Below are 16636 nucleotides of genomic sequence, written 5' to 3'. Positions count from 1 at the left end.
CCTGTTATGAGGCGGCAATGCAGGCAACAGCGAAAGCCTACGCCGCGTCGTCCACCTTCAGCACCCCGCGCCGGATCTGGTCCTCCTCGATCGACTCGAACAGGGCCTTGAAGTTGCCCTCGCCGAAGCCGTCGTCGCCCTTGCGCTGGATGAACTCGAAGAAGATCGGGCCGATCGCGTTGGCCGAGAAGATCTGGAGCAGCACCTTGGTCTGGCCGCCGTCGACGACGCCTTCGCCGTCGATCAGGATGCCGTTGGTCCGGAGCCGCGCGATGTCCTCGCCATGCCCGGGCAGGCGGGCATCGATCCGCTCGAAATAGGTGGTTGGCGGCGACGGCATGAAGGGCAGGCCGGCTTCGCGCAGACCTTCGATGGTGCGGTAGATGTCGCGGCAGCCGCAGGCGATGTGCTGGATGCCTTCGCCGCGATAGGTCTGCAGATATTCCTCGATCTGGCCGGACTCGCCGGCATCCTCGTTGATCGGAATCCGGATCTTGCCGTCGGGGCTGGTCAGCGCGCGCGAGAACAGGCCCGACGCGCGTCCCTCGATATCGAAGAAACGGATCTGGCGGAAGTTGAACAGCTTTTCGTAGAAGCCGGCCCAGACATCCATGCGGCCGCGATGGACGTTGTGGGTGAGGTGGTCGAGATAGAACAGGCCGGCTCCGACGGGCTGGGGATCGCGCGCGCCAAGCCACTCGAACTCGTCATCATAGGCCGAGCCCTTGGCGCCGTAGCGGTCGACGAAATACAGCAGGCTGCCGCCGATGCCCTTGATCCCTGGTACGTCGAGCGTCTTCTGCGCCGATGACACATCCGCCGGCTCCGCGCCGAGCGCGATCGCGCGGTCATAGGCCGCCTTCGCATCGACGACGCGAAACGCCATCGACGGCGCACAGGGACCGTGCGCGGCGACGAAATCGTAGCCGTGGGTGCCGGGCTCCTCGTTGACGAGATAGTTGATGTCGCCCTGGCGATAGACCGTGATGGCCTTGGTCTTGTGGCGCGCGACGGGCGCATAGCCCATCAGCTTGAACAGCGCGTGCAGCTCGCCCGGATCGGGATGCGCATATTCGACGAACTCGAACCCGTCGGTGCCCATCGGATTGTCGGCGCTGATCGTGGCCGGCGGTGCATCGTGCGGAAACGGACCCATGCTGCTCTCCCAAATGGCTGCTGGGAGGAACTATCCTTCATGGGACGCGCAAGGGGCGTGCAAACGGAACGCTCTTTGACTATCATATGCACGATCCGTGCATCAAATGGATAAAGCGCGCATGATTTCGGTGGACGCCTTCGACCTCAAGATTCTCGGCGCGCTCCAGGACGATGGCCGCCTCACCAACCAGGAGCTTGCCGAGCTCGCGGGCCTCTCGGCCTCGCAATGCTCGCGCCGGCGAATGCGGCTGGAGGAGGAGAAGGTGATATCGGGCTATCACGCCGATCTCTCCAGCGAGGCGCTCGGCTTCGGCGTGATCGCCTTCATCCAGGTGGGGCTCGCGACCCACTCGCCGGACAATTCCAAGCGCTTCCGCGCGCTGGTCAATCGCATCGACGAGATCCAGGAGGCCTACTCGCTGACGGGCGATGCCGATTACGTGCTGAAAGCCGTGCTGCGCGACCTGAAGGGCCTCTCCAACCTCGTCAACGACGTCTTGATGCCGCACCAGAGCGTGGCGCATGTGCGCTCCTCGATCGTGCTCGACAGGCTGAAGGAGAGCACGCGGCTGCCGCTGAGGGAGCTGAAGCCTGGCTGAAATCGAGGGAACTACGGCATTCGCGCGTCACGCACCGTCTGCGATGATCCAGCCGATCCGGAGATTCGACCATGGCCCTCCAGCTTCGACCGAACTGCGAATATTGCGACCGCGACCTCCCGCCTGATGCAACGGATGCGCGGATCTGCTCCTACGAATGCACGTTCTGTGCGGACTGCGTCGAGACCAAGCTCTCCAACGTCTGCCCGAACTGCGGCGGCGGCTTTGCCCCGCGCCCGATCCGCCCCACGCAGGAATGGCGGCCGGGCGTGTGCACGACCAGGCAGGCGCCGTCGGACAAGCGGGTGCATCTGAAATACAGTGCGGAGGACGTCGCGGCGCATTGCGCGCGGATACGCGACGTGCCGCCGGAGAGGCGGTAGACTCTCTCCACGTCATTGCGAGGAGCCCTTCGCGACGAAGCAATCCAGAATCCCTCCGCGGAAAGACTCTGGATTGCTTCGCTGCGCTCGCAATGACGGAGTTTGTGGCGACGATGAGTTCACTCCGCCGGCAGAATCGTTCCCTCGACCTCGCCAAAGCCGACGCGATAGCCGTTGCCCTGGCACCAGCCGCGCATGACGAGGCTGTCGCCGTCCTCCAGGAACGAGCGCTTGACGCCGCCGGGCAATTCGACCGGCTCGGTGCCGTTCCAGCTGATTTCCAAGAGGCTGCCGCGCTGGTTCTTCTCCGGGCCGGAGATGGTGCCGCTGCCGAGAAGATCGCCGACATTCATGGCGCAGCCTGAGGAGGCGTGGTGCATGATCTGCTGCACGGAGGACCAGTACATGTACTTGAAATTGGTGCGGCTGATGCTCGTTGGCGCGTTCGCGCCGCCGGGCCGCAACGAGACATCGAGCTCGATGCTGTAATTCTGCGGTTTGGCCTGCTTGAGATAATCGAGCGGCACCGGCTCCTGCTCCGGCCCCTTCAGGCGGAACGGCTCCAGCGCCTCCCGTGTCACCACCCACGGGCTGATCGAGGTCGCAAACGCCTTGGCCAGGAACGGCCCCAGCGGCACGTACTCCCATTGCTGGATGTCGCGCGCGCTCCAGTCGTTGAGCAGCACGAAGCCGAAGATCATCTCCTCGGCCTGTTGCTCGCTCAGCATGCCGCCCATCGGCGAGGGCTGGCCGACCACCACGCCCATCTCCAGCTCGAAATCGAGCCGCTTGCACGGCGCAAAGCTCGGCACGTCGACATTCGGCGGCTTCAACTGCCCGCGCGGGCGCTTCACGTTGGTGCCGGAGACCACGACGGTGGACGCGCGGCCGTTATAGGCGATCGGCATATGCAGCCAGTTCGGCTGGAGCGCATTGTCCTTGCCGCGGAACATCACGCCGACATTGGTGGCGTGCTCCCTGGACGAATAGAAATCGGTATAGCCGGAGACTGCGAACGGCATGTGCAGTCTGGCATCGCGCATCGGCACCAGGGCCTGCTTGCGCAGCTCCTCATTGTCGCGCAGCTCCGGATGATCCGCCCGCAAGAGCTCGCTGATCCGCGCCCGCGTCTTTGCCCAGACCTTCGGCCCCAGCGCCATGAACGGATTGAGCGAGGGCCCGGAGAACACGCCGAGCGCGCCGACATCGAGACGCGAGTCCTGCTCGAGCTCCCAGAGATCGAGCACGTAATTGCCGATCGCGACGCCGACCCGCGGCGTCGGGTTGGCCGCGGTCGAGAACACGCCATAGGGCAGGTTCTGGATCGGGAAGTCGGAGGCGGGATCGACCTCGATGAAGGAGCGAAGGCTGGGGTCGTTGGGGTGGGGCACATAACTCTCCGAAATTGAGACCGTCATGGCCGGGCTTGTCCCGGCCATCCACGAACTTTCTTCTGCGTTTCAACACGTGGATGCCCGGGACAAGCCCGGGCATGACGGAAGGGGTGGTAGGCAAGGTTACGCCCTGTTCGGATCGAACCGCTTCTCCAGGCCCTTCCAGCAATCCGCGTAATCGTCCTGAAGCGTCGAGGCGTTCGCGGCATGTGCGGTGACGCGCTGCGGGTAGCGGGTCTCGAACATGAAGGCCATGGTGCCGGTCAGCTTCACCGGTTTCAATTCGCCGTTGCTGGCGTGCTCGAACGCGTCGCGGTCCGGCCCGTGCGGCAGCATGCAATTGTGCAGGCTCATGCCGCCGGGGACGAAGCCCTGCGGCTTGGCGTCGTAGACGCCGTAGATCAGGCCCATGAACTCGCTCATGATGTTCATGTGGTACCAGGGCGGGCGGAAGGTGTTGTCGGCGACCATCCAGCGCTCCGGGAAGATCACGAAATCGATGTTCGCGGTGCCCGCGGTCTCCGACGGCGAGGTCAGCACCGTGAAGATCGAGGGATCCGGATGGTCGAAGCCGATCGCGCCGATGGGAGAGAACGTGCGCAGATCGTATTTGTACGGCGCGTAGTTGCCGTGCCAGGCGACGACATCGATCGGCGAATGGGCGAGCTGCGTCTTGAACAGTGCGCCGCCCCATTTCACATAGAGCTCGGTCGGCGTGTCCTTGTCCTCGTAATACGCGACCGGCGTGAGGAAGTCGCGCGCATTGGCGAGGCAGTTGGCGCCGATCGGGCCGCGCTCCGGCAGCGTGAAGGCGCCGCCGTAATTCTCGCAGAGATAACCGCGCGCCGGCCCGTTCGGAATCTCGACGCGGAATTTGACACCGCGCGGGATCACCACGATCTCGCCAGGCTCGGCGTCGATGCGGCCGAACTCGGTGACGAGGCGCAGGTTGCCCTGCTGGAGCACGAACATCAGCTCGCCGTCGGCATTGTAGAAATGCTGGTCCACCATCGACTTGGTGATGAGATAGACATGCGCGGCCATGCCGGCCTGCGTGTTCACATCGCCGGCCGTCGTCATGGTCTGCACGCCCTGAACGAAGGTGACCTCCTCCTTCGGCACCGGCGTCGGGTCCCAGCGCATCTGAGCGATGGGCAGGTCGTATTCATGGCACGGTGCCGAGCGCCACAGGCCGGCATCGACCTTCTCGAAGCGCCCGGAATGCTTCACCGAGGGGCGGATGCGGTAGAGCCAGGAGCGCTCATTGCTGCCGCGCGGCGCGGTGAAGGGCGAGCCCGAGAGCTGCTCGGCATAGAGGCCATAGGCGCAGCGCTGCGGCGAGTTGCGCCCGATCGGCAGCGCGCCCGGCAGTGCCTCGGTCTCAAAGCTGTTGCCGAAGCCGGACATGTAGCCCGGCGTCACCTGGGCCGAGCTGCGGATGATCTGATCGGGCGAGGTATTGATGTTCATGACTATCCTCCTCCTTGCAAAGCGGCCCACATCTCCTGGTCGCGCTTGTCGGTCCAGATCACGGGATCGTCGATCCCCGACGCTTCGTCATAGGCGCGCGACACGTTGAACGGCAGGCAGTGCTCGTAGATGGCGAAGCTCGAAAATTTCGGATCCATCACCTCGCGCGTCGCGGCCATCGATTCCTTCAGCGTGCGCCCCCTGGCGACCGAGATTTCGGCTGCGCCATAGAGCGAGGTGACGAAGTCGCGCGTCATCGCGATGGCTTCGCGCACCGTGGCTGTGCCCTTCAGCGCATCGCCGCGCCCCGGCGCGATCGCCTTGGGATTGAAGTTGCGGATCTCGTTCAGGGTCAGCGGCCATTCGCGCAAATGCGCGTCGCCGCAATAGCAGGCGGAGTGATATTCGATGAGATCGCCGGAGAACATCACTTCCGCATCCGGCACCCAGGCGACGATGTCGCCCGAGGTGTGGCCGGCGCCGAGCTGCATCAGGCGAACCTCGCGCTTGCCGAGATAGATCGACATCTCGCCCTCGAAGGTCAGCGTCGGCCAGGTCAGGCCGGGAATGCTCTGCGCATCCTGGAACAGGCGCGGGAAGCGGCCGTATTCGGAATCCCAATCCTGCTTGCCGCGTTCCTCGATCAGACGATAGGTCTCCTGCGAGGCGACGATGCCTTGCGCCTTGTAGGCGGAGGCCCCCAGCACGCGCACGGCGTGATAGTGCGACAGCACGACATATTTGATCGGCTTGTCGGTGACGGTGCGGACCCGCTCGATGACCTTGCGCGCCATCGCCGGCGTTGCCTGCGCGTCGAACACCAGGCAGCCGTCGTCGCCGACGATCACGGCCGTGTTCGGATCGCCCTCGGCGGTGAAGGCATAGAGATCGGGGCCGATCTCGGAGAAGGTGATCTTCTTCTCCGCGAGATCGCCGGTGGATGCGAAGTTCTTCGCCATCAAATTCATCCTCAGGTCACAGGGTTATTGTTGTTGCTGTTGTTGCTGCTGGCCGTCGATCATGCGGCGCTTCGCGAGCCCGATCGCCTCGCGCAACACGTCGATGTCACCGATATGGTTGGCGAGGATCAGCACCAGCGCCGCGTCAAAATCGGCGCTCTGCTCCTCGGTGAAGCCGCGATGCGCTTCGACGATGGCGCGAAAGGCATCGTCAGGCCGCGCGAAGTTGGAACTGGTGGACAGCGGCATACCAAACCTCAATTCACGCCTTTCAATTCAGCCCTTGAGCCCGCGACAACGCCGCCACAATCGCCTCATGCGTCGGATGGCGGAAGCGCGCGGCAACGTAGCCATCGGGCCTGAGCAGATAGGCAGTCCCCGCCTCGGCGTCGTAGCGCTTTGCGACGAGGCCCGAGGGATCGGCAAGTCCGCCCTCGCCGCCGATGCGGATATCCTTCACGCCTTCGGGCGCGCCGATCTGCGTGCCATTGCTGAACGACAGCAAGGTGAAGTCCGTTCCACCCTTGCGGAATGCGTCCGTCAGATAGGTCTGCTCGCCCGCACGCGACGAGACGGGCGCATCGGGCATGGAACAACCGGGCGACGGGCCGCCGCACCACGCATCCGCATCGGGCGACGACAGCGACGTATCATAGTTGCACGGCACCGAGAGCCGCCCGCCATTGACCATGCGCTTGCCGAACTCGGTCTCCTTGGCGAGCGACAGCACCGCCTTGCGCAGCCGCGCCTCCTGATGCGAGTTCGGCGCCATGAAATCGGTCGAGCGGGTGGATTCGCGGATGTTCTCGTCCGCCGCCAGGCTGCGCTCGACATGGTAGCTCTCGAGCAGGCTCGCGGGCGATCTGCTCCGCAGCACGCGATCGAGCTTCCAGGACAGGTTTTCCGCGTCCTCGAGTCCCGAATTGGCACCGCGCGCACCGAAGGGCGAGACCTGGTGCGCGGAATCGCCGGCAAAGATCACGCGGCCATGGATGAAGCGGTCCATCCGCCGGCACTGGAATTTGTAGAGCGAGATCCACTCGAACTCGAACTTGTCGTGGCCCAGCATGCGCGCGATCCGCGGCCGCACGTTTTCCGGCTTCTTCTCGACGGCGGGATCGGCGTAGCGATTGAGCTGGAGGTCGATGCGCCAGACGTCGTCGGGCTGCCGGTGCAGCAGCGCCGAACGGCCGGCATGAAACGGCGGATCGAACCAGAACCAGCGCTCGGTCGGAAATTCCGCCGTCATCTTGACGTCGGCGATCAGGAACTGGTCCTCGAAAACCTGGCCGGCGAACTCGGCGCCAACCATCTGCCGCAGCGACGACCGTGCGCCGTCGCAGGCGACGACATATTGCGCGTGCAGGCGGTAGGCGCCCTCCGGCGTCTCGATCGTCAGCGCGACGGAATCGTTGCGCTGCTCGAGCGCCGTCACCTTGTTGCGCCAGCGCAGGTCGACCTCAGGCAGATCGCTGATGCGATCGACCAGATAGGCCTCGGCGTAATATTGCTGGAGATTGATGAAAGCCGGCCGCTTGTGACCGTCTTCCGGCAACAGGTTGAACTGGTAGAGCTGGGACTCGCCATGGAAGATGCGGCCGACGCTCCACACCACGCCCTTCTCGACCATGCGGTCGCCGACGCCGAGCCGGTCCCAATATTCCAGCGAACGTTTCGAGAAGCAGATCGCGCGCGAGCCTTCGCCGATGCGGTCGGCATCATCCAGCAGGACGACGCTCTGGCCGCGCTGCGCGAGGTCGATCGCGAGCGACAGCCCGACCGGGCCCGCGCCGACAACCACGACCGGATGCTCGGCCGGGCTTTGGCCGGGACGATCCTGATCGGGGTGGCGGCGATAGCCGAATTGGGTCTTCGCTTGAAAGTCCTTGGCTTGAAAGGTCTTGGGCTGATGCGTATCGACCTGCGCCATGCGCTAACCTCGGCTCTGGTCAGGAGAGGGCTGATCTGCTAGATAGTCTCACGTGCAACTATTTTGGACCGGAGCCGGCCGGCCGTCAACTGGAATTCGGAGCGCAAGCCTTGGCGAGAACATCCAGCGATGCGGCGCTGAAGAGACAAGAGGCGGGCGAGGCGTCGCCGCGGCCAAAAACACGGCTCGATCTGTTCAAGTTCGTGCCGTTCCGCCTCAACCGGCTTGCGGCGGAGGTGAGTTCCGCGCTCGCGGTCGAATATCAGGAGCGTCACGGCCTCGACATTCCGGCCTGGCGCGTGATCGCGACGCTCGGCTTCCGCAACGATGCCTGTAGCGCGCAATACATCTCGCAATGCACCCGCACGCACAAATCCACCATCAGCCGCGCCGTCACCATGCTGTTGCATGAAGCGCTGATCGAGCGGGTCGAGAATGAAGCCGACCGCCGCGAATTCCGCCTGCAACTGACCAAGAAGGGTCGCGTGCTCTACGAAGAGCTGTTCCCGCAATTGCTGCGGCGGGAGGACGAAATCCTCGCCTGCCTCTCGGCGCAGGAGCGCAAGCAGCTCTCGGCGCTACTCGGCAAGATCGAGCAGAGCCTCGACCTGATCCAGACCAGCGAAGAGGCCGACGCCAAGCAGGCGTATTAGCCGCCCCTCATGGTGAGGAGGCGCGAAGCGCGGCGCCGTCCAAACTCAATCGTCGTCCCGGACAAGCAGAGCGAAGCGAGGCGCAGATCCGGGACCCATCACCACAGGACGCCGTGATCACGAAGACTCGCGGTTGCAATGTCGCGCCAAACTCTTCCCTGGGGTTATGGGTCCCGGATCTACGCGCGCTTTGGGCGCGCTTGTCCGGGACGACGAGCATGGGGCAGGCCTCAGTCGCTATTTCGCAAACGACTTTGACGGCGGCAGGTGCAGCGCCCAGACGTCCACCTTGTCGCTCGCGCGCGGATAGATCTCCGTCACGATCGGATCGTGGCCGGGAATGAACCTGTCGGGGTGGCCGGCGAGACGCTCGATCGTCTCCCAGCCCTGCGCCATGTCACCGACATTGTAGACGATCGGAAACGGGCTGCGGCGCTGGAGATTGGCGTAGTAATGCGCGGCGTCGGACGCCAGCACCACCGGCCCGCGCGCGGTCTCGACCTTGACCACCTGCAAGCCGTCGGAATGGCCGCCGACACGGTGCACGGTGACGCCAGGCGCGACCTCGCCATCGCCCGAATAGAACGTGACACGCTCGCCATAGACATGGCGCACCATCTGCGTGACGTGTTCGACCGAGAATGGATGTCGCAGCAGGCCGCTGCACATGCAGCGGCCGGTCGCGTAAGCCATCTCGCGCTCCTGGAGATGGAAGCGCGCGTTCGGGAAGCGGTCGAGATTGCCGGCATGGTCGTAATGCAGATGCGTCACGATGATGTCGCGAATACTCGACGCTGCGAGACCGAAGCGCTCCAGCGCATCGACTGGATTGAGCGTCAGCTTGCGCGCCCGCGCACTCGCCTCCTCGGCATTGAAGCCGGTGTCGACCAGGATGTCGCGGCCCTGCCCTCGGATCAGCCAGACAAAATAATCGAGGTCCTGCGCCGCACTGTCATGCGGATCCGGCGCCAGGAAGTTCATGTGCGGGGTGCGCGGCGACATCGTCGCATAGCGCAGTGCGTAGATTTCGTAGGCGTTTCCCATGATTTTTCTTTTGGCTTTTCTTTTTTCTGTGTGGACCCTCGGGGAGGTACGAGCGCACCAAGCCATTGTCCGCCGGAAAGGTCAAACGCCCCGCGTGATGCGCGGCGGCCCGCTCCAATGTGAGACCAATCACATTTTCGGCGCCAAGACTCCCGTAAACATGACTCCCCTAACATGGCTCCCTATCATGGGTGTCCTGACATGGCCGCTGCAATGCCGAACCAGATCGCGTCGAGCCCAACCATGATGGCCCGCTTATTCCCCGCGCGGCGCGCCCACGCGTTGCGGTCAATCGTCGCGATAATGCCGAATCTCCAAGCGGTTGACGCCCCCTCTCCCCGGTTTGATAATGCCCATTGCGTAAGTTAAGGTCGCCGCGGCGCAAGCTGGAACGGCGCCTTTTTGGCTGGACCGCGCTGATTATGAAAATTCGCTTCCTTTTCCTTCTTCCCTTGCTCGTTTCGCTCGTCCCGACCGCTCCGTCGCTTGCGGCCGGCGACCGTTATGCGCTGGTCATCGGCAACGCCAAATATCCGGATGCGGACGCCCCGCTGAAGGAGCCGCTCAACGACGCCCGCGACATCGCCGACGAGCTCAAGCGCGACGGCTTTTCGGTCGAAATCGGCGAGAACCTGACCGGCGACGGCATGCGCCGCGCCTTCGACAAGCTCTACGGCAAGATCAAGCCGGGCTCGGTGGCGCTGATATTCTTCAGCGGTTTCGGCATCCAGTCGGCGCGCCAGAGCTACATGCTGCCGGTCGACGCGCAAATCTGGACCGAATCCGACGTGCGCCGCGACGGTTTCAGCCTGGAAGCCGTCCTCGGCGAGCTCAACACCCGCGGCGCCGGCGTCAAGATCGCGCTGGTCGATGCCTCCCGGCGCAACCCGTTCGAGCGCCGGTTCCGCAGCTTCTCGGCCGGCCTGACCCCGGTCATCGCGCCGAACGGCACGCTGGTGATGTATTCGGCGGCGCTGGCCTCGGTGGTCTCGGATGCCGGCGGCGAGCACAGCCTGTTCGTCCAGGAACTGCTGAAGGAAATCCGCGTCCCCGACCTGATGGCCGAGGAGACGCTGAACCGCACCAAGATGGGCGTCACCCGCGCCTCGCGCGGCGAGCAGGTGCCGTGGATATCCTCTTCATTGGCCGAAGATTTCTCGTTCATCCCGGGAGCCGGCGGATCGCGCCCGACAACGACGCCGCCGCCCGCGCCCCCCGCTCCGCCAGCCGTCGTCGCCAATAACCCGCCGCCGGCACCACCCGCGCCGCCATCACCGCCTCCGCCGCCGAAGCCGGCCGACACGGCAGCCGCACCGGCTCCCGCTCCCGCTCCCGCGCCCCCGCCAGTACCGGCCCCATCACCGAAGCCGCAGGTCGAGGCCGCCTTGCCCCCACCGCCACCGCCGGCGAAACCGGCCGATCCCGCTCCTGCGCCGAACGCGGACGCCGGGCCTAGCGCGGCCGCTCTGGCGGAGGACCCCACCATCAAGGGCCTGACGGCCAAGATCGCGGCCAATCCTGATGACGTGAACGCGCTGTACCGGCGCGGCCAGGTCTATGCCAGCAAGGGCGCCTACAACCTCGCCATCAAGGATTTCGACGACACGCTCCGGATCAACTCGAAGGACGTCGAGGCGCTGAACAACCGCTGCTGGACCCGCACCGTGGTCGGCGATCTCCAGGCCGCGCTGAAAGATTGCAACGAAGCGCTGCGGCTGCGGCCGAATTTCGTCGATGCGCTGGACAGCCGGGGGCTGGTCAATCTGAAATCGGGAGCGGTGAAGAACGCCATCGCCGATTTCGATGCGGCCCTGCGGATCAATCCGCGCCTCACCTCCTCGCTGTACGGACGGGGCCTCGCCAAGCAGCGCAACGGCTCCGCCCAGGAAGGAGCGCTGGACATTGCCAATGCCAAGGCGATGGATCCGAACATCGTTCAGGAATTCGCAAGCTACGGAGTACGCTAGTATTTTTTTGAGTTGAGGCGGCAGACGCCTCGAACCCTCGGCCGCCCAAGACAGACTAAAGGACGGATGCCGCAGGCAGCCTTTCCCGGGGGGCCTATTGCAGGAATTATGGAACCACGCAGGTCAGCTGCGCAGGAGGGACTGGCAATGAGATCGGCTGCAAAAGGACTTACCGCAATCCTGTCCATCATGGCCATTGGCGCGGCGCTGTCGCTGCCGGCCTCACCCGCATTCGCCGGCGACGACGGCAACAGCAAGAACGTCACCGAGGACGAGATCGTCCGCGCACTGGCGCCGCCGCAGAAGAAGCCGCTGACCCGCGGCCTCTCGATCGCGCCGCAGGCCGACCCCGCGCCGAGCGCGTCCGAGACCAAGCTGATCCAGTCCGTGCGCGGCCGCTCGACGCGCTCGCTGTCGTCGACCGAGCGCGAGGAAATCGCATCAGTCGCCAAGGACAAGCCGAACATCGATCTCGAGATCACGTTCGACTACAACTCCGCCAATATCAGCACCAAGTCGCTGTCTGCGGTGCAGGCGCTCGGTCGCGCGCTGACCAGCCCCGACCTGAAGGGATCGACCTTCGTGGTCGCCGGCCACACCGACGCCGCCGGCGGCGAGGCCTACAACCAGGACCTGTCGGAGCGCCGCGCGGATTCGATCAAGCGCTACCTCGTCGAGAAGTACAGCATCTCCGCGACCGACCTCGTCACCGTCGGCTACGGCAAGAGCAAGCTGAAGGACCCGAGCCAGCCGATGGCCGAGGTCAACCGCCGCGTGCAGGTCGTCAACATGGAAAACAAGACCACCGCATCGAAGTAAGCACGACGCAATCCTTTGAAATGACCGTTCGTGATGTGGTGTAAAGTCTCGCTTCCAAAGCGCGTCCCGCAGCCTTGCGGGACGCCGCTTTGTTTCAGGGAAACGCTCTCAGCAGGCCTCGTGCGGATGGCCGTGAGCCAGGCCAGGACAATCCGGCGATGAACGTCTCCGACTATCTCAAGCCTGCCGGAACCGTGGCGTTCATCGTCGCGCTCGGCATCGGCTATTATCTGTTCGAGCATCGGCATCGCCCCGTGGCCAAGGAAACGCCGGGCGAGGCGCTCGTCATCGTGACGAAGTCGACCAATGCCTGCTTCTCCGACCTCGTCCGTGTGACCGGCTTCTTCGTGCCGCGCCGCGAGGCCGTGGTCGTCGCCGACCAGGAAGGCTCCAGGGTCACCGACCTCTTCGTCACCGAAGGCACCATGGTTACCGACAACCAGGAGCTGGCGCGCCTGACGGCACCGCCGCAGATCCCGGGCCAGCCGCAGCGGCCCGGCCCGCAAGGCCCGATCTCGCTGAAGGCGCCTGCGCCAGGCCTCGTCACGGAAGTTCGCACCATCGTCGGCGCACCGGCCTCGCCGCAGGCAGGCCCGATGTTCCGCATCGCCGTCAACAACGAGATCGAGCTCGACGCTCAGGTGCCGGCCGTGCACATGCCCAAGCTCAGCTCCGGCGCAACCGTGCGCATCAGCCGCGACGACGCGCCCGATTTGATCGGCCGGGTGCGGCTGGTTGCGCCCGAAATCGACCGCGCCACCCAGCTCGGCCGCGTCCGCATCAGCGTCACCAACAATCCCTCGCTGAAGGTCGGCGTGTTTGCGCGCGCCTCGATCGACGCCAAGCGAAGCTGCGGCGTTGCGGTGCCCAAGACCGCGATCGACCATCTCACCGTGCAGGTCGTCAAGGGCAACACGATCGAGACGCGCAGGGTGCGGGTCGGGCTGTCGTCCGACACCGCGACGGAAATCCTGGATGGGCTCGACGTCGGCGAAATCGTCGTGGCCGACGCCGGCTCTTCACTGCATGACGGCGACCAGATCAAGACCATGTTCGCCGATGAACTCGATCGCACGCGGGTACGCTGATGGCTCTCAATATCTCGGCATGGTCGATCCGGAATCCGCTGCCGTCGGTCGTCTTTTCGATCATCCTTCTGATCCTCGGCTGGACCTCCTTCACCAAGCTCGCGGTGACGCGGCTGCCCTCGGCCGACATTCCCGTGATCTCGGTCGCGGTGTCGCAGTTCGGTGCCGCGCCCGCCGAGCTCGAATCCCAGGTCACCAAGACCATTGAAGACGCGGTCTCCGGCGTCGAGGGTGTCAGGCACATCACCTCCTCGATCACCGACGGCCTGTCGTTGACCACCATCCAGTTCGCACTGGAGACCAACACCGACCGCGCGCTCAACGACGTCAAGGACGCGGTGACGCGCGTGCGCTCCAACCTGCCGCAGAACGTCACCGAGCCGCTGATCCAGCGCGTCGACGTGATCGGCCTGCCGATCGTCACCTATGCCGCGATCTCGCCCGGCAAGACGCCGGAGCAGCTGTCCTACTTCGTCGACGACGTGGTCAAGCGCGCGCTCCAGGGCGTGCGCGGCGTCGCCCAGGTCGAGCGCATCGGCGGTGTCGAGCGCGAGATCCTGGTCTCGCTCGATCCCGACCGCTTGCAGGCGATGGGCCTGACCGCCGTCAATGTCAGCCAGAGCCTGCGCGGCACCAATGTCGACGTCGCCGGCGGCCGCGCCGAGATCGGCAAGAACGACCAGGCGATCCGGACACTGGCCGGTGCCAAGACGCTGAGCGACCTCGCCGGCACCATGGTCCCGCTGTTCGGCGGCGGCGAGGTCCGGCTCGACGATCTCGGCACCGTCACCGACACCATCGCCGACCGCCGCACCTTCGCCCGCTTCAACGGCGAGCCGGTGGTCGCGCTCGGCATCAAGCGCTCCAAGGGCGCCAGCGACGTGAAGGTCGCCGACGCCGTGCAGAAGCGCATCGACGCGCTCAAGGCCGCCTATCCCGACGTCGATCTCAAGCTGATCGACACCTCGGTCGAATACACCAACGGCAATTACGAAGCGGCGATCTCGACCCTGTTCGAGGGCGCCATCCTCGCCGTCGTCATCGTGCTGCTGTTCCTGCGCGATCTGCGCGCCACCATCATCGCCGCGATCTCGCTGCCGCTGTCGATCTTCCCGGCATTCTGGGCGATGGACCTCCTCGGCTTCTCGCTCAATCTCGTCAGCTTCCTCGCCATCACGCTGTCGACGGGTATTCTGGTGGACGACGCCATCGTCGAGATCGAGAACATCGTGCGGCACATGAACATGGGCAAGTCGCCCTATCGTGCCGCGCTGGAAGCCGCCGACGAGATCGGCCTCGCCGTGATCGCGATCTCGCTCACCATCATCGCGATCTTCGCCCCCGCGAGCTTCATGTCGGGCATCGCCGGACAGTTCTTCAAGCAGTTCGGCATCACCGTCTCGGTGCAGGTGTTCTTCTCGCTGCTCGCGGCGCGCTTCGTCACGCCGGTGCTGGCCGCCTACTTCCTCAAACATGGCCATCACGAGGAGCCGCCGCCCGGCCGCGTGCTGCGATCCTATCACCGGATCGTGGCCTGGTCGGTGAAGCACTATTTCATCACGGTGCTGATCGGCTTCGGCATCTTCGCCGCCTCGATCTGGAGCATCACGCTGCTGCCGCAGGGCTTCCTGCCGGCGCAGGACAGCGCGCGCTCGCTGCTGGCCCTCGAGCTGCCGCCGGGCACCCAGCTCGCCTACACCGAAAAGGTCACCGAGGACATCGTCGCGCGGCTGCGCAAGCGGCCCGAGGTGAAGAGCATCTTCGTCGACGGCGGGCGCGTTCCGCCCGGCACCCAGGAAGTCCGTCGCGCCGCCCTGATCATCAACTACACGCCCAAGGGCGATCGCGACATCACCCAGCGCGAGCTGGAATTCTCGATCAGCCAGGAGCTGGAGAACATTCCCGACATCCGCTTCTGGTTCCTCGACGAAAACGGCCTGCGCGCGATCTCGCTGGTCGTGACCGGCGTCGACGCCAACATCGTCAACAACGTCGCCAGCGAGCTCGCGACGCAGATGAAGCGGATCCCGACCATCTCCAACGTGATCTCGGAAACCACGCTGGAGCGGCCCGAGCTGCGCATCGAGCCGCGCGCCGATCTCGCCGCGCGCCTCGGCGTCTCCACCGAAAGCCTGTCGCAGACCATCCGCGTCGCCACCATCGGCGACGTCGGCCCTGCGCTCGCCAAGTTCGACGTCGGCGACCGCCTGGTGCCGATCCGGGTGCAGCTCGAGGACGCCGCGCGCGGCAACCTGAAGACGCTCGAACAGTTGCGCGTGCCGCTCGGTGAGCACGGCGAGAAGGGCGGCGTGCCGCTCTCGGTCATCGCCGACGTCAAGCTCGACCAGGGCCCGACCAGCATCAACCGCTACGACCGGGACCGCCAGGCCACCGTTGCCGCCGACCTCGTCGGCTCCGCGGCGCTCGGCGATGCCACCAAGAAGATCAACGAGCTGCCGGTGATGAAGAGCCTGCCGAAGGGCGTGAAGGTCTCGCCGTCCGGCGACGCCGAAAGCCTGAACGAGCTGTCCGACGGCTTCGCCACCGCGATCACTGCGGGCCTGATGATGGTCTATGCCGTGCTGGTGCTGCTGTTCGGCACCTTCCTCCAGCCGATCACCATCCTGTTCTCGCTGCCGCTCTCGATCGGCGGCGCCATCGCGGCCCTGCTCGTCACCGGCAAGCAGCTCACCACGCCGGTCTGGATCGGCATCCTGATGCTGATGGGCATCGTCACCAAGAACGCGATCATGCTGGTGGAGTTCGCCATCGAGGCGATCCGCGACGGCAAGCCGCGCGACGAGGCCATGATCGACGCCGGCATGAAGCGCGCCCGCCCGATCGTGATGACCACAATCGCGATGGCCGCCGGCATGATGCCGAGCGCGCTCGCGGTCGGTGCCGGCGGCGAATTCCGCTCGCCGATGGCGCTCGCGGTGATCGGCGGCCTGATCTTCTCGACCATCCTGTCGCTGGTGTTCGTGCCCGCGATGTTCATGGTGATGGACGACCTCGGCGCCCTGATCTGGCGCTTCGGCAAGCGGCTGATCGTGCACAGCGAGGATACCGAGGGCCCCGGTCATCACGAAGCTTCGCCGGCACAGCCGACACCGAAGACCATCGTGCACCCCGCGGCGGAGTAGATTCTGAGCGATCAGGCTCAGGGGCACGC

14 protein-coding genes are annotated in these 16636 nt (G+C 65.1%); 7 read left to right on the top strand and 7 right to left on the bottom strand.

Annotated elements, in window-relative coordinates:
- Positions 1–37: 37 nt before the first annotated feature.
- On the bottom strand, positions 38–1156 hold the full coding sequence (gene hppD / locus XI09_RS17960; RefSeq protein ID WP_271568011.1) for a 4-hydroxyphenylpyruvate dioxygenase: 1119 nt from the start codon (positions 1154–1156) through the stop codon (positions 38–40).
- A gap of 121 nt (positions 1157–1277) precedes the next feature.
- Here hppD and XI09_RS17955 point away from each other — a divergent pair, with 121 nt between their 5' ends.
- Both XI09_RS17955 and XI09_RS17950 read left to right on the top strand, forming a co-directional pair.
- On the top strand, positions 1278–1757 hold the full coding sequence (locus XI09_RS17955) for an Lrp/AsnC family transcriptional regulator (RefSeq protein WP_271568010.1): 480 nt from the start codon (positions 1278–1280) through the stop codon (positions 1755–1757).
- Between the two features lie 71 nt (positions 1758–1828).
- The gene (locus XI09_RS17950) at positions 1829–2140 is read left to right on the top strand and encodes a DUF1272 domain-containing protein (protein ID WP_271568009.1); all 312 of its coding nucleotides are present in this window, start codon (positions 1829–1831) and stop codon (positions 2138–2140) included.
- A gap of 119 nt (positions 2141–2259) precedes the next feature.
- On the opposite strand, the gene fahA is transcribed toward XI09_RS17950, so the two are convergent.
- From fahA to XI09_RS17925, 5 genes are all read right to left on the bottom strand, one after another.
- Complete coding sequence (gene fahA / locus XI09_RS17945; RefSeq protein WP_271568012.1) at positions 2260–3531, bottom strand: fumarylacetoacetase; 1272 nt, start codon at positions 3529–3531, stop codon at positions 2260–2262.
- Between the two features lie 126 nt (positions 3532–3657).
- Positions 3658–5004, bottom strand: a complete 1347-nt coding sequence (hmgA, locus tag XI09_RS17940; RefSeq protein WP_271568008.1) for a homogentisate 1,2-dioxygenase — start codon at positions 5002–5004, stop codon at positions 3658–3660.
- Positions 5005–5006: 2 nt separating this feature from the next.
- The gene (locus tag XI09_RS17935; protein ID WP_271568007.1) at positions 5007–5963 is read right to left on the bottom strand and encodes an MBL fold metallo-hydrolase; all 957 of its coding nucleotides are present in this window, start codon (positions 5961–5963) and stop codon (positions 5007–5009) included.
- 24 nt (positions 5964–5987) lie between these two features.
- Positions 5988–6212 carry a DUF2783 domain-containing protein gene (locus tag XI09_RS17930; RefSeq protein ID WP_092192079.1) on the bottom strand — a complete coding sequence of 75 codons (225 nt, stop codon included), beginning with the start codon at positions 6210–6212 and terminating at the stop codon, positions 5988–5990.
- Between the two features lie 22 nt (positions 6213–6234).
- A complete protein-coding gene (locus XI09_RS17925; protein ID WP_271568006.1) occupies positions 6235–7893 on the bottom strand; it encodes an FAD-dependent oxidoreductase in 1659 nt (552 codons plus the stop codon).
- A gap of 110 nt (positions 7894–8003) precedes the next feature.
- On the opposite strand from XI09_RS17925, the gene XI09_RS17920 reads away from it, so the two are divergent.
- A complete protein-coding gene (locus XI09_RS17920) occupies positions 8004–8546 on the top strand; it encodes a MarR family winged helix-turn-helix transcriptional regulator (RefSeq protein ID WP_271568005.1) in 543 nt (180 codons plus the stop codon).
- Positions 8547–8783: 237 nt separating this feature from the next.
- Here XI09_RS17920 and XI09_RS17915 read toward each other — a convergent pair whose 3' ends face one another.
- Positions 8784–9590: an N-acyl homoserine lactonase family protein gene (locus tag XI09_RS17915; protein ID WP_271568004.1), complete on the bottom strand. Its 807-nt coding sequence runs from the start codon at positions 9588–9590 to the stop codon at positions 8784–8786.
- A gap of 422 nt (positions 9591–10012) precedes the next feature.
- Between XI09_RS17915 and XI09_RS17910 the strand changes: the two genes are divergently transcribed.
- The 4 genes from XI09_RS17910 to XI09_RS17895 all read left to right on the top strand — a co-directional run bounded on the left by XI09_RS17910 (position 10013) and on the right by XI09_RS17895 (position 16607).
- Positions 10013–11557 (top strand): caspase family protein, encoded by a 1545-nt coding sequence (locus XI09_RS17910; RefSeq protein ID WP_271568003.1) that lies wholly within the window; start codon positions 10013–10015, stop codon positions 11555–11557.
- 147 nt (positions 11558–11704) lie between these two features.
- The gene (locus tag XI09_RS17905; RefSeq protein ID WP_271568002.1) at positions 11705–12376 is read left to right on the top strand and encodes an OmpA family protein; all 672 of its coding nucleotides are present in this window, start codon (positions 11705–11707) and stop codon (positions 12374–12376) included.
- Positions 12377–12534: 158 nt separating this feature from the next.
- Positions 12535–13464 (top strand): efflux RND transporter periplasmic adaptor subunit, encoded by a 930-nt coding sequence (locus XI09_RS17900; RefSeq protein ID WP_271568001.1) that lies wholly within the window; start codon positions 12535–12537, stop codon positions 13462–13464.
- Complete coding sequence (locus tag XI09_RS17895; protein WP_271568000.1) at positions 13464–16607, top strand: efflux RND transporter permease subunit; 3144 nt, start codon at positions 13464–13466, stop codon at positions 16605–16607. The genes XI09_RS17900 and XI09_RS17895 overlap by 1 nt, the downstream gene beginning before the upstream one ends.
- Positions 16608–16636: the final 29 nt, after the last annotated feature.

Origin of the sequence: Bradyrhizobium sp. CCBAU 11386 (genome assembly GCF_028128955.1) — a bacterium.
Classification (GTDB): Bacteria; Pseudomonadota; Alphaproteobacteria; order Rhizobiales; family Xanthobacteraceae; genus Bradyrhizobium.
The sequence above is the reverse complement of the archived record's forward strand: the minus strand, read 5'-3'. Positions and strand labels throughout refer to the sequence as shown.